Source organism: Mucilaginibacter sp. KACC 22063 (assembly GCF_028736115.1).
In the GTDB taxonomy this organism is placed as follows: domain Bacteria; phylum Bacteroidota; class Bacteroidia; order Sphingobacteriales; family Sphingobacteriaceae; genus Mucilaginibacter.
Map to the genome: position 1 here is coordinate 2,394,969 of NZ_CP117877.1, position 24,428 is coordinate 2,419,396.

The following is a 24,428-nucleotide window of genomic DNA, read 5'->3' on the forward strand; positions in this document are numbered from 1 at the left end:
TTTAAGGCGTCTTTTTTAGTTGGGAGAGAGTCTATATAGATTAATTATTCTTTTACCATTCGGCTGCCATACAGCGGACCCGCACTGTTACCTGCACCGGCTACAAGTTTTACAGTCACTTTGCTTTTTCCTTTAGTAAGCTCAATAGGAATTGGGTAAGAGATGTAATAAAAGCGGCTTTGCTTGTATTTATTCAAATCTTCGGTGGTAAGTTTAATATCATCAATCCAGATATCAAATACACGTCCGCGGTTATCCATACCCCAATAAGTGTTGATCAAGGTGTTGTGTAAGTTAGGGTCAACCTTCATGGTAAATGAATATTGTCCCTGTTCCTCTGTTGAACGCCATTTTTTCAGGTGATCTTCACCGGTGATTATTTTTTCACCGGTAAAGTTATGATCGCGTTCCGGCTGCATTTCTCCCGGCCTCAGTATATCTGTGGTTTTAGCCTCTAATTCCTGTTGCTTTTTCTTTTCTTCATCATAGGCTTTTTTCTTCACCGCCCAGGTATCTGTGGAGAATACATCCCAGTAAACGGTATAGTAATCGTTTTCAATTGTGTTAAAAGGTACCAGTTTTATACCTGAAGGCTGACTGGTATAGCTTGCATTAAAACTAAGCTGTTGCTTATCCGATAATTGTAACCATTTATTAGGATCTGTGTTGTTGGTCACCATTACAGGTACACCATTCACAGGGTCTGGTTCTTTATTGCCTAATACACCTGCTAATAATACCGGGCCGTAAAATATGGCTTTACGGTTGGCATTATCAAGCATGGCTTCTGTGTAAACACTTTCGCTAAACTTAACTTCTATTTTGTCATTGTTTTTCCATTTACGGTTCAAAACAAGATAACCCTGATTATTAACTTCAGTATTAACTTTAACTCCATTTATACGGACAATAGCGTTGCTGCTCCATTTAGGGTTACGTATTTTTATAGGAACCAAGACAGGTTTAACTGCTGATAACGTATAGCTGATAGTTGAATTAGCAGGTAAGCCAGATTCCTGTTTTAAAATAAGCCCCTTTTCTTTGTATCGAAGTACTGACGGAATAAAAAGGTTTACGTATAAACTGCCATCTGCGCCACGTGCATAAATTGCCTCATTGTACTTTACATGGTTTTCCATGCCAGAGCCCACACAGCAGGTAAATGTTGTAAATGGTGTGCTATACTCTTTGCGGCCACCCATGCGTAATGACACGAAATAGCACATCATACCGTCATCATGGTTCTGCGAAGCAAGAATGTGGTTATACAAAGCCTTTTCGTAATAGTCCATCAAAGCAGACGAGGGCTCTACAGCAAACAGGTGCCTGGTCAGCTTTAACATATTATAAGTATTGCAGGTTTCAGTGGTATTTTCTGTCAGCTGATCGTTAAGCTTATCAGGCGCGCCCAGGTACTCATAATTACTGTTACCGCCGGTAGCGTAGGAGTGGTGCTGTGTTACTGTTTCCCAAAAGAAATCTGCTATGGTTTTATCATGTTCATCTTTGGTAAGCTCAAACCTTCTGGCGCTTGCAATAATTTTAGGTATTTGTGTATTAGAGTGCTTTCCGGGTAGGATATCCTGTTTATTTGCTAAGCCATCCAGTATTCGCTTATCATAAAACTTATAGGAAAGATCAAGATATTTTTTACTGCCAGTTATGGCGTATAGGTTGGTAAGTGTTTCTGCCATACCCCCATATTCGCATAATAACATTTTTTGTATCTGTTCGTCGTTTAAATTCTTTAACTCTTCTCCAGTCCAGTTTGCTAAACCTTCTGCAATTTGAAGTGCTTTTTTATTATCGGTGTATAAATAAGCATCGAGCAGGCCCGCAAAAACTTTATGAACGGTGTACCAGGGCGACCAGCCACCATTAAGGTCAAAACCTCTTGATCGAATGTCACCTTTTGCAACTTCTGCCCAAATGGTATCTTCTTTAGGTATAGCGCCAATGTAACCTGTTTTACGTGCCACCTGGCATTCGTCAAGCTCCTGTACTATGTAGTTAATACGTTTCAGTACTACCGGGTTGCGCGATGATGCGTAAAGCATTGATAAGGCCGACAGGTAATGCCCTAATGTATGCCCGGCAAGTCCCGATGATTCCCAGCCTTCATATAATGCACCTTTAGGTTTCAAGCCGGAGTGACTACGGAAGCCTGATAGCAAACGGTCCGGGTCTATCGAAAGCAAATACTTTTCATCAGCCATCATAGCTGTTTTGAAAGGGCCATCAAGCAGTTGCACATCTTTTAAATCAAAAGCGTAAGCTTTTAAAGGGATAACAGGCTTTACTGCCATGCGGCTGTCTTTCCATTCTGGTAAATAAGATTGAGCCGAAGCAGAATAAAACATGCCCAGGCATAAGTTACTGCATAAAAGCCATTTATATATGTTTCGCATTACTGGTGATTTGATAAATAAAAGAGTGAAGATAAATTGATTTTAAAACTATAAACCAATTATATTTTGCAATAGTTGCCCATATTTTAACCATTACTAAGGTATTTAAATACTTTGGCGAATAATATTTCGCTGTAAGTGCCAATTTTATCCAGTCACATTTGCTTAATAATTCATTTACATAGACTTAATGCTGTTGGGAATTGAATATCCGGTTTTACATAAGTCAATTTATGGGCATAAGTAGTAAATATCAGAGAAACACTCCATAAAGGGTAACGATAATTTTACAGTAACGACATATTGTTGTTTGACTAACTACAAATTAATCCCTTAAAACTATTGTTTATGAAGCTCCAAAATTTACTTAAAAAAGTCTTTACAGCCTGCTTCTGTTTAATAGTGCTTTACCACCATGCTTCGGCCCAAACATCTCCCGTAAAAGGGAAGGTGTTGGATAGCAAAGGCATCCCGGTTCCAGGAGCCACTATTAGAATTAAAGGAAGTACAAAAGGCACGGCAAGCTCTGCCGATGGCTCATTTGCTATTTCGGTACCGCCCGGTGCTGTTCTCGTAATCAGCGCTGTTGGTTACAACCCACAGGAAGTACCGGCCAAAAACAACATCACGTTAACCTTAACAGATAATAGCCAGACACTAACAGACGTAGTTGTTACTGCTTTGGGCGTTAAGCGTGAGAAAAGAAACCTTACCTACAGCTCACAACAAATAAAAAGCGACGAGATTAACCAGGCAAAAGATCCTAACCTGATCAATGCAATTGATGGTAAGGTTGCCGGTGTACAGGTAACTACTTCATCAGGTACCCCAGGTAGTTCATCACGTATCGTGATCAGGGGGGCTTCATCATTTTATGGAGATAACCAGGCTTTAATGGTTGTTGATGGTGTGCCTATTAATAACGATGAAACAGGTAACCTTAACTCGGGCCCTGGTTCAAACCGTTTGGTTGATATCGATCCATCAATTATTGAAAGCATGGATGTACTTAAAGGTGCGGCAGCTACCGCTCTTTATGGTTCATCAGGTGCCAATGGTGTAATTATTATTACCACTAAAAACGGAAATAAGAATAAAGCAGCATCAGTGAATTTCTCATCTGATTATTCATTTGAAAATGCATTATTCCCTAAAGTGCAGAATAAATATTCTCAGGGTTTAAATGGCCAGTATTATGATGGTGTAAATCAGAAAACCAGTACATCATGGGGTGCTTTAATGGATACCCTAAAGATCAATGGACAGAAAGCACCGGTATATAATCAATTAAAAGAGTTTTTCCGTACAGGAACAACACGTAATAACACGGTAAGCGTTAATGGTGGCAGTAATACATCCAGCTACTTTATGTCTTACGGAAATTACTATCAAAAAGGTACAGTACCAGCTACAGACTTTTTACGTAATACCTTCTTTGTAAAATATGCTAATCAAATCACTAAAGATGTAAACACAACTTTCCAGCTTGATTACAGTAATTCACAGAATAACAGGTTACCTGAAGGTTATGCATTGGAAAGCCCTGTATGGACAATTTATACCGCTCCTGTATCTTACAACTTATTACCATATCTTGATGCAAACGGCAATCAGCGTCTGTATCGTTATTCAAGAAACAACCCTTATTGGGTAGTTGCTAATATTTATAACAAAAGCGGTGTAAACCGTTTCTTGCCAACTTTTACAACAGACTATAAACCTTTCGGTTGGTTAACACTGACAGAACGTTTCGGTGCCGACGTTTATACGGAAACTGATAAATACAGGGAAGCAGTAGGTTCTGCAGCCAACCCTAACGGCCGTATCATTGATCAAAATATCAACTTCCGCCAGTTTAATAACGATTTATTCCTGAAAGGAACCAAAAAGTTTGGCGACTTTGATATAGATGTTTTATTGGGTAATAACATTTACTCAAAATACAAGCAATATCAATATGCCGTAGGTAAAGGCTTAACAATTGCCGACTTTGAAAATATCAGTTCTGCATCTAACATCACTTATGGTGAAAGCCATTATCTGACCAGAAAAATTGGTTTTTATGCCCAGTCAAATATTGATTATAAACGTTTCCTGATCTTATCATTAACAGGCCGTTATGATGGTAGCTCTGTGCTTTCTAAAGATAAAAGTTTTTATCCTTACGGCTCGGCAGCAACCAGTTTTATCTTGTCTGACTTTTTCTCTGAAAAGTTACAAGACGTAATGAACCTGGCTAAATTCAGGGTGTCTTATGCAACAGTAGGTAATGACGGTGTCGATCCATATTCCCTAACTACTCCGTATGGATCTGTAGGAGTAGGTAATATTAGTTTTCCTTATAATGGACAGGCAGGCTTTTTAATAAATGGAGTTTTAGGTAACCCTTATTTGCGAAATGAACGTATCAACGAGTTTGAAACCGGATTTGAGGCTGGATTTTTCAAAAACCGTATTACGCTTGAGGCTTCTTACTTCCAAAAAAGGACTACTTCTGGAATTATACCTGGGGTAACTATAGCGCCATCAACAGGCTATTATGGTACTACTGTTAATACCGGTGAAATGCGTAACAGTGGTATAGAGGTGTTGCTTGGCGGTAAACCTGTAAGATCTAAAAACTTCTCATGGGATATGACCATTAACTTTAGCCGTATCAGAAATAAAGTATTATCTATAGACGGAGATCTTCCGCAAATTGGTAATGGTTTTACCACAATCATTAAAGGCCAGCCTTATGGCACTATTTTCGGAACCCGTTATGCACGTACTGCATCCGGCCAGTTAAGAATTGGTGCCGATGGTTTGCCATATGCTGATGCAACACAAGGTATTATCGGAGACATTAATCCAACATGGACAGGCGGTATCACCAACAATTTCAGGTACAAACAATTTAACGTAAGCTTCTTCTTCGACGTTAAGAAAGGTGGCGATATCCAGAACAATGTTGACGGTTACGGATATTTTTATGGTACGCCAAAAGTTACAGAAGACCGTGGCCCGCGTGTAGTGCAAGGTATCAGCGATGTGACAGGCCAGCCTAATACAGTTGCTGTAAGCGGACAAAGCTATTATCAGCGTATTAATGGTATTACTGAATCTGTTATTCAGGATGGTACTTATATCAAACTGCGCAACGCAAGCATTGGTTACACATTTAAACCAGCATGGCTGATACACACGCCATTTAAAATGGTAAGCCTTAGCGTTACCGGCCGTAACCTTTGGATTTATGCGCCTCACTTTACCGGCGGCGATCCGGAAGTTAGCTCATTTGGTGCTTCAAATGGTTCACAGGGTATTTATTCATTCTCGACACCAACCTCAAGATCATATGACTTTAACTTGAAGTTTACCCTATAAAATTATAAACGATTATGAAAAAATTATATATATTAATAGCAATTGGTTGCCTTACCGGATTTACGGGATGTAAAAAATATATCGACGTAAACCAAGATCCAAACAGGCCTACAAGCGTTCAGGAAGCATTGATTCTTGCTCCTGTTGAGTTGGAAATATCTACAAGTGTAATGGGTAGTGGCGGCGTTTCGTCTACAATACAGGAATATATGCAGGTAATGGCGCTTAACCAGGTTGCACCAAACTCTGGAACCTACCTGATGTATAACGGAGATATGGATGGGGATTGGGGTAACATTTATGTAGGTTGTTTAAACAACCTGGTGAATCTTACCAAAATGGCGCAGGCCGATGGCAAAACAAATTACTCAGGCATCTCTAAAATTTTAACTGCTTATTGTCTGGCAACAGCTACAGACCTTTGGGGAGATATTCCTTATAGCCAGGCTTTTCAAGGTACAACAAATCTAACACCCGCTTATGATACACAGCAAAGCATTTATACCCAGGTACAATCTTTACTGGATGCGGGCATCGCTGACATCAACAAAAAGAGCACCATTGTACCAGGTAACGACGATTACTATTACAGCGGCAACATGTCTAAATGGTTAAAGCTGGCTTACACTTTAAAGGCACGTTACTATATGCACTTGGCTAATGCTCCGGGTACTACGCCTGCTGCTCAGGCACAACTGGCACTTACCGCACTTAACAATGGCATGGCATCTAATGACGATGACTTTAAAATGCCCTATACCGGAACAGCGGGTACTGAAAATCCTTGGCAGCAAAACTTCTTACCAGTGTCAACATTCGTATTGGGTGATACTTTCGTAAACGGCTTGCAGCAAAGGAATGATCCTCGTTTGTCTAAGATGGTTGCACCTGCTGTACAAACAGGGTTATACACCGGCCGTCAAAACGGTTTAACAGCAATTGGTAGTTTAGAGGCATATTCTATACCAGCCGATTTCTATGCAGGTGCAGGCGCTTACAATTACCTGGTTAATTATTCAGAAGCCTTATTCTTAAAGGCAGAGGCTACTTACTATATTTCTGGCTATGCCACTGCTGCGCCTTATTATGTAGCCGGTGTAAAATCACATATGACTAAATTAGGTGTAAGTGACGCTGATGCTGCTACTTATCTGGCAAGCAGGACACTAAGCAGTACTAACGGACTTCAACTGATTATGGAAGAAAAGCAGATTGCTGACTTCTTATTGCTGGAGAACTTTAACGACTGGAGAAGAACAGGTTATCCCAAGTTAACTAAAGTATTAAATGCTTTATCTGATATACCAAGAAGGGTTTTATACCCGCAGGTTGAAATTACATCTAACCCGCAACCCGCGCAAAGCGCTAAACTGACAGACCGGGTTTGGTGGGATACTAAGTAATCAATATATTAATCCATTTAGTTGGCAAGGCTTAATTTTGCGGTTAATATTTAATAAGTTTAAGCTAAGATTAGCTCTGCCAACTTTATACCGCTGTATTATTTTTGAAAAAATTATAAAGGAATATGATCAATTTTGAATGGACCGGAGTTTTTCCGGCGGTTACTACAAAGTTTACACCTAATGAAGAGCTTGACTTTCAAGCTTTTGATATTAACATAAATGCACAACTTGAAGCGGGTGCAGACGGTATTATTCTTTGCGGATCATTAGGCGAAGCAAGTACTTTAAATGAAGAAGAAAAACTTGCTTTACTTAAACATACATTAGAACTGGTTGAAGGCAAAGTGCCGGTTATATTAAATATTGCCGAGCAAGCTACACGCGATGCTGTAAACCTGGCAAAGAAAGCTTATGATTTAGGTGCAGATGGTTTGATGCTGCTGCCGCCAATGCGTTATAAAGCAGATGACGAAGAAACAGTTACTTTCTTTAAAGAAGTAGCAAAAAGCACACCGCTGCCAATTATGCTGTATAATAACCCGGTAGATTATAAAATTGAGATCACACTTGATATGTTTGAACAACTTGCCGAAGTTGAGACGATTAAGGCGGTTAAAGAATCGAGCCGTGATGTGATTAATATTACCAGGATGTTTAACCGTTTTGGTGATCGATTTAAAATATTTACAGGTGTTGATCCAATTGCAACCGAAAGCTTAATGATGGGTGCTGATGGTTGGGTAGCTGGTTTAGTAGATGCTTTCCCACGCGAAACTGTTGCAATATACAGATTAATTAAAGCAGGACGTTATGATGAAGCACGTGCTATTCATCGTTGGTTTTTACCTTTGCTTGAGTTAGATATTCACCCTAAATTGGTGCAATATATTAAGCTTGCCGAAACTAAAACAGGTATTGGCACAGAGACTGTACGTGCGCCGCGTTTAGCACTTAAAGGTGAAGAACGTGCTTATGTAGAAAAAGTGATTGATGACGCACTTGCTGTACGCCCTGCATTGCCTGAAGGCAGCTGGGGTAGATTGGAAACAGTGACAAACTGAAATAAATATAATGGGATTTGAGAATATCGTTGCCTGTAAACCGGTAGGGTCTGGTGAAGGAGTGTTTGAAGCGGTTAACCCGTCTACAGGTGAAAAAATACCCGGTCAATTTCAAATTGCTGACTCTGCATTAATTGACAGCGCTTTAAAGGCTGCAAAAGAAGCGTGTCAACTATTAAAGAATATCGGTGGTGCAAATAAGGCCGAATTTTTAAGGGCTGTTGCCGATGAGATTGCTGCTCAAACAAGTAATCTTGTTGAAATAGCCATGGCCGAAAGTGGTTTGCCGCAAGCCAGACTTCAGGGAGAAGTAAACCGTACAACTGGTCAGTTGCGTATGTTTGCAGATCTGGTTGCTGAAGGTTCGTGGGTAAATGCGGTAATTGATACAGCACAGCCCGACAGGGTTCCGTTACCAAAACCGGATATCAGAAAATTGCTGATGCCTTTAGGCCCGGTGGTGGTGTTTGGTGCAAGCAATTTCCCGCTGGCATTTTCTGTTGCCGGTGGCGATACCGCTTCTGCCTTTGCTGCGGGCTGCCCGGTTATAGTTAAGGTACATCCTGCACATCCGGGCACCAGTGCTTTGGTGGGCGAGGCAATTTGCAAAGCTGCATTAAGCACAGGCATGCCACAAGGGATTTTTTCTATGCTATATGATGCGGGTTATACCATTGGCGAACAATTGGTAAAGCACCCGGAAACTAAAGCTGTAGCATTTACAGGTTCATACAATGGCGGTATGGCGTTAATTAAATTAGCGCAGCAACGTCATGACCTTATTCCTGTATTTACAGAAATGGGCAGTATAAACCCGGTTGTGTTTTTACCGGAAGCATTGAAGAGCCGTCCGCAGGAACTGGCTAACAAATATGCAGGCTCAATAGCCTTAGGTGCCGGTCAGTTTTGTACCAACCCGGGTTTAATGCTGGCTGTACAATCGCCAGGATTAGATCAATTTGTTGATACGATATCAGAAGCTGTAAAAGCAACGCCATCGGCAACGATGCTGACAGGCGGCATCTGGCAAAACTTCCAAAAACTATCAGAAGCATCTATCGCCGAAGAAGCTGTCTCTGTAATTGCGCAGTCGACCAATATCAATCAGAACAATATAAACCAGGCTGCATCAGTTGTCTTAAAAGTTTCTGGTAAAGATTTTCTTAACAATCCTAAATTGCAGCAGGAGGTGTTTGGCCCGCTATCGATTTTAGTGGTTGCCGAAAACGCTGAACAACTTGAAAAGATTGTAGAAACATTGCACGGACAATTAACAGTAACTGTTATGGCAGAGAAAGCTGAACTGTCTGCTTATAGATCTTTGCTCGATAAATTGAACAACATTGCTGGCCGACTTATTTTAAATGGCGTACCTACAGGTGTAGAAGTTTGTGCAGCTATGCAACATGGCGGCCCATTCCCTGCTACCAGTGATAGCAGGTATACTTCTGTTGGCACATCTGCTATTTACCGTTTTGCACGCCCGGTGGCATGGCAAGATTGGGAAGACAGCCTTTTGCCTAAAGAATTGCAAGACGCAAATCCACTTAACATTTGGAGATTAGTGAACAATCAGTGGACAAAGTAAACAATGAATAACAAAACTTTTTTATGTATAGATGCTCATACCTGCGGTAATCCGGTAAGGCTTGTTGCTGGTGGTGGCCCCAATTTGCAGGGCGACAATATGAGCGAAAAGCGCCAGCACTTCTTGAAAGAATATGATTGGATCAGAACCGGTTTAATGTTTGAACCGCGTGGCCACGATATGATGTCTGGAAGTATTTTATACCCGCCTCATAATCCTGATAACGATGTAGCAGTGTTATTTATAGAAACCAGCGGCTGCCTGCCCATGTGTGGGCATGGCACTATTGGTACTATAACCATTGCTATAGAAGAGGGGTTAATTAAACCAAAAACGCCTGGTATTGTCCGAATGGAAGCACCTGCCGGGCTGGTACTGATAGAGTATAAACAGGAAGGTGCTAAAGTAAAATCGGTTAAGCTGACCAACGTACCTGCTTATCTTGCAGCAGAAAACTTACAGGTTGAGTGCCCTGATCTGGGTATGCTTACTATTGATGTAGCTTATGGCGGCAACTATTACGCAATAGTTGACCCTCAGCCTAATTTTTCCGGGTTAGAAAATTACAGTGCAGGACAGTTAATTGCATGGAGTAGGGTATTGCGCCAGCGTATTAATGAGCTGTATACGTTTGTACATCCTCAAAACCCGACCATTAATACCTGTACGCACATTCTATGGGCTGGCAAAACTCTTTCTGAAGATGCTACTGCACGTAATGCGGTGTTTTATGGTGATAAAGCCATTGACCGTTCTCCTTGTGGTACCGGAACCTCTGCTCGTATGGCGCAGTGGTATGCCAAAGGTAAACTGAAAAAAGGCGATATTTTTATTCATGAAAGTATTATCGGAAGCAAGTTTACAGGTAGGGTGGAAGATACCGTTCAGCTAAACGAATTCGATGCCATTATACCAAGTATTGAGGGCTGGGCAAAAGTTTATGGTTACAACACCATTAAAATTGACGACGAAGACCCTTACGCACACGGATTCCAGGTGCTTTAAAAGAAACTGAAATGTCTAAAGTAATTATAATCGGCGGAGGCATTATCGGCCTTAGCTCTGCATATTATCTTCATAAAGCCGGACACCAGGTAACCATACTGGATAAAGGAAAGCTAAATGAAAACTGTTCTCTGGGAAATGCCGGTATGATTGTACCGAGCCATTTTGTACCGCTTGCTGCACCCGGAATGATTAAACAGGGCATACGCTGGATGTTCGACAGTAAAAGCCCGTTTTATGTAAGGCCATCGCTTAGTCCCGAACTGTTTTCATGGGGTATAAAGTTTATTAAAAAGGCCAATGCCAGGCATGTTAATGAGGCTGCTGTTCCGCTGCGCGATATTTCTTTATTAAGTAAAAAGCTTTACAGTGAAATTGCTGATGAAACAGGCATCAACTTTGGTTTAACAGGTAACGGCATTCTTGCTTTTTATAAAACGGAACAAGCTGCAGAAGAGGAAGCCCACCTTGCCGAAAAAGGAAGAGAGCTTGGGCTTGATATGGCTGTGCTTAATGCTGACGAATGCAAAGCCTTGCAGCCACACCTCAACCTGGATGTTTTAGGAGCAGTACATTATAGATGTGACTCGCATATATTCCCGGATGCACTGATCAGCGGGCTTAATAAATATCTGAAAGCTAACGGTGTTGAAATTTTCCAGGATCATGAAGTTACACGGATTGATCGTTCGGGGCATAAAGTGGTTAAAGTTTTTACAGGTAAACAGGAGTGGACTGCCGACCAATTTGTAATAGCAGGTGGATCATGGTCGCCAGCGGTAGCAAAAATGACCGGCATCAACATTTCGCTGATACCCGGTAAGGGTTACTCGTTTATGGTTTCAGAACCTGAAAACCGCATGACTATTCCTGCTTTGTTAACCGAAGCAAGAGTAGCCATTACACCCATGAATGGCCAGATACGTTACGGCGGAACTATGGAAATAGGCAAAACCAACAATAAGATCAACATGAACCGTGTTAAAGGTATTGTTGAATCTGTTCCAAAATATTTCCCCGATCTCCACCCATCAGTTCCTGTCGAAAAAGATATTTGGTTTGGTTTCCGTCCGGCTTCGCCTGATGGCTTACCTTATATTGGTCGTACAGGTAAATATGATAATCTGATTATTGCTACAGGGCACGGCATGATGGGCTTAAGTCTGGGGCCTGCAACCGGCCGCCTTGTAAGTGAAATCGTATCAGAAAAATCTACTGCTATTTCAACTTCAGCTTTTTCACCTGACAGGTTTTAATACGATGCATATTGCTTATAGCAGAATATTGATCTCATTGCTAACAACAATCGCCAGATATAATAAGAAATTACCCAGTATTTCTTAAATTTTAACCCATAGAAGATATTTTTTGCTTTTATGGGTTAAAATCTGTAAGTTCATATAGATTAACTCTTAATGCTGTATGAAAGTTTTGCAGTTTACAATCCCGGTAGCTTATGACAAAAGCGTTATTTTTGAGCAAATTCATTTGCCACATTTTTATCCCTATTTGCACCGGCACGAAGAGAACCAGGTAACCTGGATACAGCAGGGAGAAGGCACGCTGGTTATCGGCAACAATATGCACGATTTTGCACCCGGCGATGTGTTTTTCCTGGGACCCAACCTTCCGCATCTGTTCAAAAGCAACCCCGAGTATTTTGATGCCGACAGCAGTAAAAGGGTAAAAGCGATTACTGTATTTTTTAATCTCAACGGACCGCTGAACGCCTTGCTTGAAATCCCGGAGATGAAGCAAATCAAAGGTTTTTTTCAGCAGCAACAACAAGGTTTCAAACTTCCGGATGTGGCATTTAATGAAATATCACGCATTATGCTTTCATTTCGTGATTCTTCAGGGCCAGACCAGCTTATCCAGTTTTTTCAGTTGGTAAAAACGCTGTACAGTCATGGCTCAAAGGCCGAGCCGCTATCGTCATTTGGTACGTCGCAACGTATCTCAGAAAATGAGGGAATTCGTATCAGTAATATTTATAATTACATCATGCAGTACTACCACGAATCAATTACACTTGAAGATGTGGCCAACGCTGCACACATGACCCCACATGCCTTTTGCCGCTACTTTAAAAAACATACAGGTCATACTTTTATTTCTTTTCTCAACGAGGTGCGTATCAATGAGGCATGCAAAAAGCTTACAGATTATTCCTTTGAGAGTATCTCGTCTGTAGCTTACAATTGTGGTTTCAATAGCATCACCAATTTTAACCGGGTATTCCGTATTGTAATTGGTTCTTCACCCCGCGCTTATATCGATAATTATAGCAAAAATTTCAATAACCCTATTAAAGTTGCCGGATGAAGCAGGCGTTATGAACCAGGTAAATCAAACATTTATAGCAAGGTGTTAAAAAATTATTAATACAGGGTAAAATCCAATAAATAGCGGTACAACACTACCGCTATTTTTATGAAATACACATAGACAATAGCTGTCCCTTTTTTCCCTGATTAACTATTTGATGATACCTATGCAATATTTCCGATTTTTAAGAGCATTGCTCTGTTTGATGATTGTTTTGTTACTGCTAACCGGGCAAAACTCTAACGCGCAGACCAATGACAAGGCAATTTATGAACAAGCCAGCGAAGTTTCGGGTCTTGTTATACAACATCAGCAGGATATTGATGCCATTAAAGATTTTTATACCCCGTATAAGCTGAATAAAAATGGTGAAGAACAATGGAAAGCCCCTGTACTTAATTCGCCCGAGGAAAGGAATCGTTTAATTGAAATTGAAAATGATTATCTGGAAAAATTAAAGAAAACAGATTTTAACAGCATGAGCATTTATGGTAAGGTAGATTATATCTTGCTTAAAAAAGAGATCAATTTCAATATAGGAGCGTTAAATAAGGAAGAAGAGACCTACCAAAAGACCACGAAGTATATCCCTTTTGCAGAAACAATTTATCAACTTGAGGCAAAACGCAGACGCGGGGGGTATTTGGATGGCCAGGAAGTCGCAGGTCAACTGAATGCGATTACCAAAGAAGTAAAAAAATCTGCAGATGCCATTAAAAAGGTTGAATATGTAGAACAGCCGTTAGCAAATATGAGCGAAGCAGCTGTGACGGGCTTAAAGTCGAGGCTTAAAAATGTATTTGATTTTTATGACGGGTATGATCCGATGTTTACCTGGTGGGTACCTAAGCCATACCAACAACTGGATACTACACTAACGGTGTATGCCGCAGCTATTAAAAGCAAAAGCAAAGTAATTACCACTCAAAAACCTGACAGCAGCGGCATTAAAGGTGTACCTATAGGCCGTGATGAACTCATCAGGCAGTTACAGGCCGAGATGATCCCTTACACGCCGGAAGAACTGATTGCTTTAGCCAACAAGGAGTTTGCCTGGTGCGATAAGGAAATGCTGAAAGCTTCGGCAGAAATGGGCTATGGTACTAACTGGAAAGCGGCACTTGAAAAGGTTAAAAACAGTTACGTTCCGGCCGGGCACCAGCCAGAGCTTATTTTAAAACTATATAATGATGCCATCAGCTTTATTAAAGCTAATGACATGATCACCGTGCCGCCGCTGGCCGAAGAAACCTGGGGAATGATCATGATGACCCCGCAAAGACAGTTGGTTAATCCCTTCTTTACAGGTGGCAGGGAAATCAGTATATCGTATCCCACCAATACCATGAGCGAGCAGGACAGGTTGATGAGCATGCGCGGTAACAACCCGTACTTTTCGCGAGGCACTGTTCCGCACGAGTTGATACCGGGCCATAACCTGCAGTACTTTATGAATAGCCGTTATAAACCCTATCGCGGTAGTTTTGAAACACCTTTTGCTATTGAGGGCTGGGCATTGTATTGGGAACTGCTACTATATGATAAAGGCTATGCCAAAACACCGGAAGAACGTATTGGTATGCTTTTCTGGCGGATGCACCGTTGCGCACGTATTATATTCTCTCTCAATTATCATTTAGGCAACTGGACACCACAGCAATGTATTGATTTCCTGGTTGACCGTGTAGGGCACGAAAAAGCAAATGCTGAAGGAGAGGTGAGGCGGTCATTTGCAGGTGGGTACAGTCCGCTTTACCAGGTAGCCTACTTAACAGGCGGGCTGCAGTTATGGGGCCTGAAAAAAGAGCTGGTAGATAGTGGAAAGATGACATTGAAGGAATACAACGACGCAGTAATAAAAGAAAACTTGATCCCGATTGAAATGGTAAGGGCTACATTAACCAATCAAAACCTTAGCCCTGATTTTACGACCAGCTGGCGATTTTATGATTTCGGCAGTAAAAATTCCAAAAACAAATAAAATCCGCTCAATAAACAAAAATGGCTAATAAAGACTCATTCGTACCCTCGTTAAAACTCATTGATGCAACCATGCTGGTAGCGGGCAGCATGATCGGGTCGGGAATATTTATTGTAAGCGCAGATATAACGCGCAATACCGGCAGTGCGGGATGGTTGATTTTTGTATGGCTGATCACCGGTTTTATGACCCTTACCGCAGCCTTAAGTTACGGAGAGTTAAGCGCCATGTTTCCGAAGGCAGGCGGACAGTATGTATATCTTAAACAAGCCTATAATCCGTTAGTCGGTTTTCTGTACGGCTGGAGTTTTTTTACAGTAATACAAACGGCTACTATAGCAGCGGTGGGAGTGGCATTTGCAAAATTTACAGCCTACATCATTCCGCAATTTAGCGAAGATGCTATAGCCATCAATCTAAAGTTTTTTACCATATCACCGGCACAATTACTGGCAATTTGCATTATTATACTGCTTACGTTTATCAATAGTTTAGGTGTAAACAGCGGCAAAATAGTCCAGACTATTTTTACCTCTGCCAAGTTATTAAGCCTTACCGGGCTTATCATTTTTGGTTTTATTGCATTTAAGCCTGAGATCTGGCATGCGAACTGGACAGATGGCTGGAACCTGCATAAGCTTAACAAGGATGGCAGTATCGCATCATACACAACTATTGCTGCGCTTGGTGCCATAGCTTCGGCTATGGTGGGATCCATTTTCAGCAGCGACTCGTGGAATAATGTTACTTTTATTGCAGGCGAGATTAAAAATCCTAAAAAGAATATCGGTTTGAGCCTGGCGCTGGGTACGCTGATTGTAACAGTTATTTACATTGTTACCAATATGATGTACTTATCCGTGCTTTCGCTGCATGATATTGCCGCTTCAGAAAAAGACCGGGTAGGTGTAACTGCTTCACAGCATATTTTCGGCGGTTCTGGCACATTAATTATAGCATTGCTGATTATGGTGTCCACCTTTGGTTGTAACAATGGCCTTATTATGGCTGGCGCAAGGGTTTATTATTCAATGGCCAAAGACAATCTATTTTTTAAGAAGGCTGGTGATCTTAATAAAAAAGCAGTGCCTGGTTACGGTTTATGGATACAATGCCTATTGGCTTCTTTATGGTGCTTAAGCGGTAAATACGGCGACCTGCTGGATATGATCTCCTTTGTGGTGGTTGTATTTTACATGCTTACAATTGCAGGTATATTTATACTGAGAAAGAAAATGCCAGAAGCAGAACGACCATATAAAGCATTCGGATATCCAGTTTTGCCAATAGTTTACATTGTAATGGGGCTGTCTTTTTGTCTTTTGCTGATCGTTTACAAGCCAACTTATACCTGGCCGGGTCTGCTGATCACGCTTTTGGGTATACCGGTATATTACCTGATACTAAGAAGCAAACACACAACTGACGCCGCTTCATAGTATCAGGCTTTTAACAGGATTAGATGATAGGCTTGGCTTTTTCTTTAAGCCAGGCGCTTTCTTCTGCTGTAAGGTGCGGGGTAAGTTTTTCTACCACTTGCTGATGATAGTTGTTTAACCAGGCAATGTGGCGGCTTTCCAACAGCTCCTTTTTGATTAATGTAGTATCTATTAAAGCTAAGGTCAAAGTTTCAAAGGCATAGAATTCACCGAATTCGTTTTCGGTTTGTGCGATAGTTAGCACCAGGTTTTCTATACGTACACCATGCTTGCCGGGGCGGTAAATACCCGGTTCAATAGAGGTGATCATACCTGTTTCAAGCGAAATTTCTACACTTGTTGGGTTAAGCACCTGCGGACCTTCGTGTACGTTAAGGTAAAATCCAATGCCGTGGCCGGTACCATGCCCGTAATTAATGGCATAATCCCACAATGGTTTGCGGCATATGGCATCAATCTGGTAACCTCTTGTGCCTTTTGGATAAATCGTGGCACTGCCTTCAATCATCGCTTTTAAAACCAGGGTATAATCCTGTTTGTGCTCTTCGGTATTGTTACCAAGCGGCACCATCCTGGTTATGTCTGTAGTGCCATAATGATATTGGCCGCCAGAATCTACCAAGAACAAGCCATCTGCTACAATTTCGCTATCAGACTCAGTCGTAGCTGCATAGTGAGGCAAAGCACCATGAGCATTGTAGCCGCCTATGGTGTTAAAACTTACGCCTGCAAAGCCATCCTGTTCAGCCCTAAAATCAGCCAGTTGCTTTGAAGCTGAAAGCTCGGTAATATGTGTTTTGCCTAAGTTTTCCTCAATCCATTTCATAAAACGTGTCATGGCAACGCCGTCTTTCACCATGGCTGTACGCATGTGCTCAACTTCTGTTGCGTTTTTTACCGCTTTAAAATGTGTAGTAGGATTGATGTTTTTTACAATGCTGGTAGTCTTCAGCAATTTGTACAAAGCGTAGCAATTACGTTTAGGATCTATAAATACAGTATGTTCAGCCGGTATTTCACTAATTGCATTTTCAATCTCATTGTATGCAAAAACCTGTACGCTTTCATTGGCAAGCTTACTCAAATCTGTATCATTCAACTTGCCGTTTTCAATGAATAACGATGCCTTTTCGTGATCAACAATTACAAAGCTAAGCACTACAGGGTTGTAGCTTACATCGCCTCCACGAATGTTCAGCAGCCATGCGATATCATCTAAAGACGAGATCAGAGTGCTATCTGCTTTGTAAGATTTTAAAGCTTCTCGTAATCTTGCTAATTTGCTGCTTACAGTTTCGCCGGTAAATTGGGCATCAATCAAAAATGCAGGATTTTCAGGTAGTGCTGGGCGGTTTTCCCAAACCGGCGCTAAAAGGTCATAATCTTTTAGCTTAATATCTTTATCACTCAATTCTTCGGTTATCAGATCTCCTAAATAGGCAGATAGCAGTTTTTGATTGCAGGCTACCACAGCACCATTATTTAACTTGCTATATAACCACGCAATATATTCAGGTGAGTGTTGTACTTTAAGTTTCACAAGATCATAACCAGTGCCTTCTAATTGCTCTGTTGCTTGTACAAAATACCTGAAGTCTGTCCACAAACCGGCAAAATCGTGCGTAATTACAATTGTCCCGGCAGAACCTGTAAACCCTGAAGCAAAGTGCAGGCATTTGTAATGATCGGGGACGTATTCGCTGATATGCGGATCAGCAGAGGGGATAATATAGGCATCGATGCCGTTCTGGCGCATCAGTTCCCTTATGGCAGCCAGTTTTTCTTTGTAAGTCATAATATAAAAGCTTCTGTTGCAAATGTAAATTTATACCCGCATTTGCTATCGCTGATTTTAACCTGTTGCATTTAAAAATTGCTCAGATATTACCATTGATTAAAATATTGCTACATCATGCCAACATAAGGCAATAATCAACATGCAGATATGTATAATTTAGTCATTTTAACTTGAATAATTGTATGAAACACAAACGGCAAACCATAAGTAAAAAGTTTAATCATCAGTTGGCTCTTTTAATGGGGGCTGCCTTTGTGCTTATCACAATTGTTCCAAACGGTGTTAGCGCGCAGTCCCCGTGGGAAAAACTGGAGAAGCGCCCATCAACCTTAGGTTTGGAAAACGGCACCCAAACTTTGCATGGCGGCAAATTTACACTCAAGCTTGCTAAAGCTTCGCAAACTGTTGCTGCACTATCGCCTGACAGTGAACCTAATTTTGATTTTACTCCCGGCGAACGTTTAAAGGTGAGGAGCAGTGACAGCCTTTACCATCTCGGAGATATTAATCTGAGAATCAAAAGAGCCGGTGATACCACATGGACCCGTTATTCTACAGCCGCTAAAAGAAAAGCGATTGTTGCTTTACCGGCTACAGGTAACGTGCTTGCCGTTGCTGATCTTACAAATACACTTCCTGCGAGTATCCCGGTTGATGTTAAGCGCTATTGGTTAATAGACAAAGGTATATTAACGATGCAGTTCAGGATAACAAATACCAGTAAAGAAGATGTGGAGATTGGCGACCTGGGCATGCCTGTGATTTTTAATAACATTATGGAAGGTAAAACGCTGGAAGCTGCTCATGCCACTAACGTGTTCTATGATCCATATATTGGTGAAGATGCCGGTTATTTGCAGGTAACACGCTTAAGCGGTCATGGACCCGCATTAATTGTTATACCGTCGGGACATACACCATTTGAAGCTTACAATCCATTATTGGATGATCGTACACCACGCGGTATTACTTTTGAAGGTTTTTACGAATGGATGGTGCACAGCAAGGCATCTGCCGGTAAGGAGTGGAAAGCCGCCGAACCGTGGAATTTGCCAACATCGCATATCATAAAACCAAATGAGACTTACACAGTAGGTTTAAGCTTTATACTATCTAATAGTATCAAGAACATCGAGAATACACTTGCCGCTTATAAAAGGCCGGTTGCTGTAGGTGTACCAGGCTATGTGCTTCCGCAGGATGTTGATGCCCGCTTATTTTTAAGATATGGGCATGAGGTTAAATCTATTAACGCAGAACCTGCTAAATCATTACAGGTTCAGAAATTAGCAGATGTTAAGCCGGGCGTTCAAACTTATAGTGTAAAAGGTATTACATGGGGCAGGGCAAGGCTCACCATCACTTATGATGATGGCATTGTTCAAACTATCAATTATAAAGTAGTAAAACCGGAAGCTACTTTAGTAAAAGATTTTGGCAGGTTTTTAACTAACGAGCAATGGTACGAAAACGACAAAGATCCTTTTGGACGTAACCATTCTGTAATTACGTATGATTATGAAAAACATGCGCAGGTAACACAGGATGGCCGTGTATGGATTTCCGGATTAAGTGACGAGGGCGGAGCAGGCAGTTGGCTGGGTGCCATGATGAAGGAGTTTGTAGAGCCGGATAAAACCGAAGTTAATAAGCTGCAATTGTTTGTGAATCATACGATTTGGGGCGGATTGCAACATAATAGCGGCCCTGATAAATATGGCGTTAAAAAAAGTATGTTTTATTATCAGCCTGATTCACTGCCACCGGGTACTTATGATAAAAGCATAAACTATAACACATGGGCTGCATGGAACCATAAGGCTGCTAATGATATTGGTCGTTCTTATAATTATCCGCATGTGGCTGCTGCTCATTGGGTATTATATCGTTTAGCGCGCAACCATGTTGGTTTGGTTACAGAGAAAGACTGGCAGTTTTATTTAACCAATGCTTATGGTACGGCTATGGGCATGGTTAAGCTGGCACCGTATTATGTACAGTTCGGTCAGATGGAGGGTACTGTATTTTATATGATACTAAATGACCTGAAGGCAGAAGGCTGGACTAAACAAGCACAGCTGTTAGAAGCTGAAATGAAAAAGAGAGCCTTACACTGGAGTACCCTGCAATATCCTTTCGGCAGTGAAATGCCGTGGGATTCAACCGGACAGGAAGAGGTTTACGTATGGTCTAAATACTTTGGGTACAACGATAAAGCAGATGTAACCATCAATGCCATATTAGGATACATGCCTACTATACCGCATTGGGGCTACAATGGTTCTGCACGCCGCTACTGGGACTTTTTATATGGGGGAAAACTATCAAGGATTGAACGCCAGCTGCACCATTATGGCTCTGGTATAAATGCTATACCGATGCTTATGGATTATCGTACGCATCCTAAAGATCTATATATGTTAAGAGTAGGTTATGGTGGTACAATGGGTGCTATCTCTAACATTAACCAGGATGGTTTCGGTTCGGCTGCTTTCCACTCGTTCCCATCAACCCTTAAACCTGATGGCTTGTCTGGCGATTATGGCCCTAACTTTTTTGGCTATGCCATGAACACAGCCACTTATATTTTAAATGATGCTAACCTGGGCTGGCTTGCATTCGGTGGAAACCTTACCAAATCTGGCGACGAAGTGAACACAAAAGTAACCACTGCTGCCAAATCAAGTCTGTTTATTGCACCAGCTGGTTTATGGATCACGCTAAATGCAGGTGAAATAAAGGATGCAAAATATAATATCCGCACAGGTGCTGTTACTCTTATACTTGAAAATGCAGATGCATATACCCCAGTTGCCTATGTAAAAATTGAGCAAAATTTACCTTCTGCTAAAAAATATATACTAAAAGGATATAGTTTAAATCAGCGGAAACTATATGCTGTAAAACTTAGCAAATCATCAACAACTACAGTTGTAGCTACCTCTAATTAATTGCCTAAAATTGTGCCTGTTTTGTTAAAAACAGGCACTGTATTTGTTATTAAGGTTCGCATAAGCTACTTTTGCACTTAGATGAACGCTCCGAAATTTAGACTGCTGAGATCTTTTTTATTTATTGCTGTCTTGCTGGTCAAGACGTTCATCTCTGTTTCTCCAGTTTTTGCAAACGTCCATAACCCGGACGACATCCAGATGGAAAAGGAAAGCAAAAACGATAAAGACGAATCTGAAAAGGAACTGTCTAAGCTTAAAAACTTTCTTGATAAAGAGTTTCTACATGAAATGCAACATGCAACGGTAACCGGTTTCAGTTATGTTGATCATCAATCTTTGTTTACACATCCCATTTACTGCCCTGATCATCTTGTGGCAGTACCTACACCGCCTCCGGATCAACGCTAATTTTTTAGCATTAAGTCTGGTGGTTTTTCATTTCAATTTTTTATAATGATATTAGGATATAGCATTAATGCTGTGCCTAAGTAGTGATCCACCGCACTTAAAAGCTTCAATTCTTAATGCAATTTAATTGCATTTACATAAACAATTTATGGTGTACTGCGTTACATTGCTGAATTGTTGAGTTTGCTTTAAATAGTTGATTTTTAATGTTATATATAGTTATATAATTTATCTATAAATAAAAATCAGTCTTAATAATTAATAGTCGTTTAGGCGATTTACTTCACTAACTAAAATGAGAAATCATCACCAAACAACCTTGCTCACGCCATGGCAAAAGCTGTTGCGTATGCTTCACTATGAGCGTTCAACAATTAATTACATTTTTATATACGCTATTTTAATAGGTCTCATTGGCCTTACCCTGCCTTTGGGTACTACCGCAGTTTTCAACTTGCTTTCGAATGGGGCGTTATATAGCTCAACATACATATTAATAGCTGCCATACTTATTGGTATACTGGTTGGCGGATTTTTCCTGGTAGCACAGCTATCCTTGGTTGAAGTGGTAGAGCAGAGGATATTTGCCAAAGTAGCTATGGAATTTGCATACCGCCTGCCGCTAATTAAAAAACAGGCTTTGGAGGGCGAAAATCCACCGGAACTGGTTAACCGGTTTTTTGATGTACTTACCATTCAAAAGGGGCTCACCAAATTGTTGGTGGATATTATAGCTGCAGCGGTACAGATCTTTTTCAGTGCCATACTGCTTTCTTTTTATCATCCGTTTTTTATTGCTTTTGGTATACTGGTTACACTGGCTATCATAGTTATTATAGCGCTATACTTTAAACGTGGTGTTGATACCAGCATTGAGGAATCTGAATACAAATATGAAGTAGTAGCCTACCTCGAAAACGTAGCATCAGACCTGGAGAGCTACCGTGGGGACGATGAAAAGCGTAAGCAAGTACTTGCAAAAACCGACGAGATTACCGCGAACTACTTACAAGCACGTAATGATCATTTCACTGTTTTAAAGCGGTTTTTTGCCAGCGCCATTGTCATTCGTACTCTACTGATGGGCGGTTTATTATTACTGGGATCTTATTTCGTAGTTGAGCGCCAAATGTCTTTCGGCCAGTTTGTGGCAGCCGAGGTAATTGTGGTGCAGATCACCTATGCAATTGAAAAATTAATGACCAACATGAACACTGTATTTGATATGGTAACCGGTAGCGAAAAATTATCTGTGGTTACCGATCTGGATATTGAAGAAGGGAAGGTACAACATGGCTAAGAAATCACCTGCTTTAGAGCAAATCGATAACTGGGAACAAATGTTTACCCAGTCGTCTGCTACAGTTTTACCTGCTAAAGGACCTCGTACATTAGGCAGGTTGCTGATCGTGTTATTGGTCATCATCGTGATCATATTGTTTTTACCGTGGCGGCAAACCATCCCCGGGCGGGGAACAGTTACTGCGTTGCGCCCGCAAGACAGGCCGCAGACCGTACAAAATCAAATTGGCGGCCGCATAGAGCGCTGGGCAGTACGCGAAGGACAGGAAGTTAAAAAAGGGGATACCATCCTGGTTATTTCCGAAACCAGTCAGTCATATTTTGACCCGCAATTACCCGAGCGTTTAAAGGAACAGCTAAATGCAAAGCAAGGAAGCGAAAAAGCTGCCCTTGCAAAAATAGAAGCAACCAATGCACAGATTGCAGCTTTAAATAAAGGGCTAAAATTTCAGCTTACGTCTGCCGAGAATAAGGTAAAGCAGGCTGAAAACTATGTTGATATTGATAAGGCCGATCTGACGGCTGTTCAAAAGTTTTATGACGTAAGTAAGGCGCGGTTAGACCGTTACGAGGCTGGTTACAAGAATGGGTTGTTCTCTTTAACAGATATCGAATCGCGCAGACTGAAGTTGCAGGAAGATTATGCCAAGGTGATTAGCCAGCAAAATAAGCTGAACAACTCGCGTCAGAATCTTTTAAACGCTCGTATTGAGTTAGACAACATTAGGGCTAAATACCAGGAATCACTTGCCAAAACACAATCAGACCTAAGCTCGGCAGTATCCAGCAGGGCCAGTGTACAAGGTGAGATAGCAAAACTGCGCAATGATATATCAAATGTGGATATACGCAGAGGCTTATACATTGTACGTGCGCCACAGAGCGGTTATGTTGTTAAGACCCTGAAAGCCGGTATAGGTGAGAATATTAAGGAGGGCGAATCTATTGCTACCCTTCAACCTAAAATGCCTATGGTAGCTGCCGAACTTTATGTAAGAGCAATGGATGTTCCGTTGATCTTAGATACCAGTGATGTAAGGCTACAATTTGAGGGCTGGCCGTCTATACAGTTTGCTGGTTGGCCGTCAGTAGCGGTAGGTACCTTTGCCGGTAAAATATTTTCCATTGACCGCGTAAGCAGCAGTGGTGGCAAGTACAGGATATTGGTAAAACAAGCATTACCTGTTCCGTCAAAAGATGAACCATGGCCAGCACAGTTACGCCAGGGGTCTGGAGTGTATGGCCGCATCATTTTACGCTCGGTACCGGTATGGTACGAGATATGGCGACAGCTGAACGGTTTCCCGCCAAGTCTTGAAAAAGAGCCGGCAAAAGAAAATACCGATGGTAAAGATAAAAAAGGTTGATCTGATCATTTAAATAA

Annotated in this window: 15 protein-coding genes; 13 read left to right on the plus strand and 2 right to left on the minus strand. The window is 41.3% G+C overall.

The genetic code is table 11. The features are described 5' to 3' along the window. Positions 1–44 precede the first annotated feature (44 nt). Positions 45–2,408, minus strand: a complete 2,364-nt coding sequence (locus PQ461_RS10195; RefSeq protein ID WP_274303959.1) for a glycoside hydrolase family 127 protein — start codon at positions 2,406–2,408, stop codon at positions 45–47. Between the two features lie 348 nt (positions 2,409–2,756). Here PQ461_RS10195 and PQ461_RS10200 point away from each other — a divergent pair, with 348 nt between their 5' ends. The 9 genes from PQ461_RS10200 (at position 2,757) to PQ461_RS10240 (ending at position 16,582) form a co-directional block, all read left to right on the plus strand. Beyond that, on the plus strand, positions 2,757–5,774 hold the full coding sequence (locus tag PQ461_RS10200; protein ID WP_274303961.1) for a SusC/RagA family TonB-linked outer membrane protein: 3,018 nt from the start codon (positions 2,757–2,759) through the stop codon (positions 5,772–5,774). Between the two features lie 14 nt (positions 5,775–5,788). After that, the gene (locus PQ461_RS10205) at positions 5,789–7,177 is read left to right on the plus strand and encodes a SusD/RagB family nutrient-binding outer membrane lipoprotein (protein WP_274303962.1); all 1,389 of its coding nucleotides are present in this window, start codon (positions 5,789–5,791) and stop codon (positions 7,175–7,177) included. 125 nt (positions 7,178–7,302) lie between these two features. Then, positions 7,303–8,241 (plus strand): dihydrodipicolinate synthase family protein, encoded by a 939-nt coding sequence (locus tag PQ461_RS10210; protein WP_274303963.1) that lies wholly within the window; start codon positions 7,303–7,305, stop codon positions 8,239–8,241. A 10-nt stretch (positions 8,242–8,251) separates the two neighbouring features. Then, complete coding sequence (locus PQ461_RS10215; RefSeq protein WP_274303964.1) at positions 8,252–9,829, plus strand: aldehyde dehydrogenase (NADP(+)); 1,578 nt, start codon at positions 8,252–8,254, stop codon at positions 9,827–9,829. Between the two features lie 3 nt (positions 9,830–9,832). Next, the gene (locus PQ461_RS10220; protein WP_274205396.1) at positions 9,833–10,834 is read left to right on the plus strand and encodes a 4-hydroxyproline epimerase; all 1,002 of its coding nucleotides are present in this window, start codon (positions 9,833–9,835) and stop codon (positions 10,832–10,834) included. An 11-nt stretch (positions 10,835–10,845) separates the two neighbouring features. Beyond that, positions 10,846–12,090 (plus strand): NAD(P)/FAD-dependent oxidoreductase, encoded by a 1,245-nt coding sequence (locus PQ461_RS10225; RefSeq protein ID WP_274205397.1) that lies wholly within the window; start codon positions 10,846–10,848, stop codon positions 12,088–12,090. Between the two features lie 166 nt (positions 12,091–12,256). Continuing rightward, positions 12,257–13,159: an AraC family transcriptional regulator gene (locus PQ461_RS10230; protein ID WP_274205398.1), complete on the plus strand. Its 903-nt coding sequence runs from the start codon at positions 12,257–12,259 to the stop codon at positions 13,157–13,159. 208 nt (positions 13,160–13,367) lie between these two features. Next, on the plus strand, positions 13,368–15,143 hold the full coding sequence (locus PQ461_RS10235) for a DUF885 family protein (RefSeq protein WP_274205399.1): 1,776 nt from the start codon (positions 13,368–13,370) through the stop codon (positions 15,141–15,143). A 20-nt stretch (positions 15,144–15,163) separates the two neighbouring features. Next, a complete protein-coding gene (locus tag PQ461_RS10240; protein ID WP_274205400.1) occupies positions 15,164–16,582 on the plus strand; it encodes an APC family permease in 1,419 nt (472 codons plus the stop codon). A gap of 19 nt (positions 16,583–16,601) precedes the next feature. Here the strand turns inward: PQ461_RS10240 and PQ461_RS10245 are convergent, their stop codons facing one another. Beyond that, positions 16,602–18,377, minus strand: coding sequence for an aminopeptidase P family protein (locus PQ461_RS10245; RefSeq protein ID WP_274205401.1), 1,776 nt, complete (start codon positions 18,375–18,377; stop codon positions 16,602–16,604). A gap of 185 nt (positions 18,378–18,562) precedes the next feature. On the opposite strand from PQ461_RS10245, the gene PQ461_RS10250 reads away from it, so the two are divergent. The 4 genes from PQ461_RS10250 to PQ461_RS10265 all read left to right on the plus strand — a co-directional run bounded on the left by PQ461_RS10250 (position 18,563) and on the right by PQ461_RS10265 (position 24,411). Then, positions 18,563–21,331 carry a DUF5695 domain-containing protein gene (locus PQ461_RS10250; RefSeq protein WP_274205402.1) on the plus strand — a complete coding sequence of 923 codons (2,769 nt, stop codon included), beginning with the start codon at positions 18,563–18,565 and terminating at the stop codon, positions 21,329–21,331. Between the two features lie 201 nt (positions 21,332–21,532). Continuing rightward, a complete protein-coding gene (locus tag PQ461_RS10255) occupies positions 21,533–21,742 on the plus strand; it encodes a hypothetical protein (protein WP_274205403.1) in 210 nt (69 codons plus the stop codon). A 295-nt stretch (positions 21,743–22,037) separates the two neighbouring features. After that, entirely contained in the window at positions 22,038–23,042 is a 1,005-nt protein-coding gene (locus PQ461_RS10260) for an ABC transporter transmembrane domain-containing protein (RefSeq protein WP_274205404.1), read from the plus strand. Further along, on the plus strand, positions 23,035–24,411 hold the full coding sequence (locus PQ461_RS10265) for an HlyD family secretion protein (RefSeq protein ID WP_274205405.1): 1,377 nt from the start codon (positions 23,035–23,037) through the stop codon (positions 24,409–24,411). The genes PQ461_RS10260 and PQ461_RS10265 overlap by 8 nt, the downstream gene beginning before the upstream one ends. The last annotated feature ends 17 nt before the right edge of the window (positions 24,412–24,428 follow it).

Coding starts and splice junctions, on each gene's coding strand:
- PQ461_RS10215 (WP_274303964.1), top strand. CDS start 8,252: ATGGGATTTGAGAATATCGTTGCCTGTAAACCGGTAGGGTCTGGTGAA.
- PQ461_RS10260 (WP_274205404.1), top strand. CDS start 22,038: ATGAGAAATCATCACCAAACAACCTTGCTCACGCCATGGCAAAAGCTG.
- PQ461_RS10240 (WP_274205400.1), top strand. CDS start 15,164: ATGGCTAATAAAGACTCATTCGTACCCTCGTTAAAACTCATTGATGCA.
- PQ461_RS10200 (WP_274303961.1), top strand. CDS start 2,757: ATGAAGCTCCAAAATTTACTTAAAAAAGTCTTTACAGCCTGCTTCTGT.
- PQ461_RS10225 (WP_274205397.1), top strand. CDS start 10,846: ATGTCTAAAGTAATTATAATCGGCGGAGGCATTATCGGCCTTAGCTCT.
- PQ461_RS10265 (WP_274205405.1), top strand. CDS start 23,035: ATGGCTAAGAAATCACCTGCTTTAGAGCAAATCGATAACTGGGAACAA.
- PQ461_RS10205 (WP_274303962.1), top strand. CDS start 5,789: ATGAAAAAATTATATATATTAATAGCAATTGGTTGCCTTACCGGATTT.
- PQ461_RS10220 (WP_274205396.1), top strand. CDS start 9,833: ATGAATAACAAAACTTTTTTATGTATAGATGCTCATACCTGCGGTAAT.
- PQ461_RS10250 (WP_274205402.1), top strand. CDS start 18,563: ATGAAACACAAACGGCAAACCATAAGTAAAAAGTTTAATCATCAGTTG.
- PQ461_RS10230 (WP_274205398.1), top strand. CDS start 12,257: ATGAAAGTTTTGCAGTTTACAATCCCGGTAGCTTATGACAAAAGCGTT.
- PQ461_RS10255 (WP_274205403.1), top strand. CDS start 21,533: ATGGAAAAGGAAAGCAAAAACGATAAAGACGAATCTGAAAAGGAACTG.
- PQ461_RS10210 (WP_274303963.1), top strand. CDS start 7,303: ATGATCAATTTTGAATGGACCGGAGTTTTTCCGGCGGTTACTACAAAG.
- PQ461_RS10245 (WP_274205401.1), bottom strand. CDS start 18,377: ATGACTTACAAAGAAAAACTGGCTGCCATAAGGGAACTGATGCGCCAG.
- PQ461_RS10235 (WP_274205399.1), top strand. CDS start 13,368: ATGATTGTTTTGTTACTGCTAACCGGGCAAAACTCTAACGCGCAGACC.
- PQ461_RS10195 (WP_274303959.1), bottom strand. CDS start 2,408: ATGCGAAACATATATAAATGGCTTTTATGCAGTAACTTATGCCTGGGC.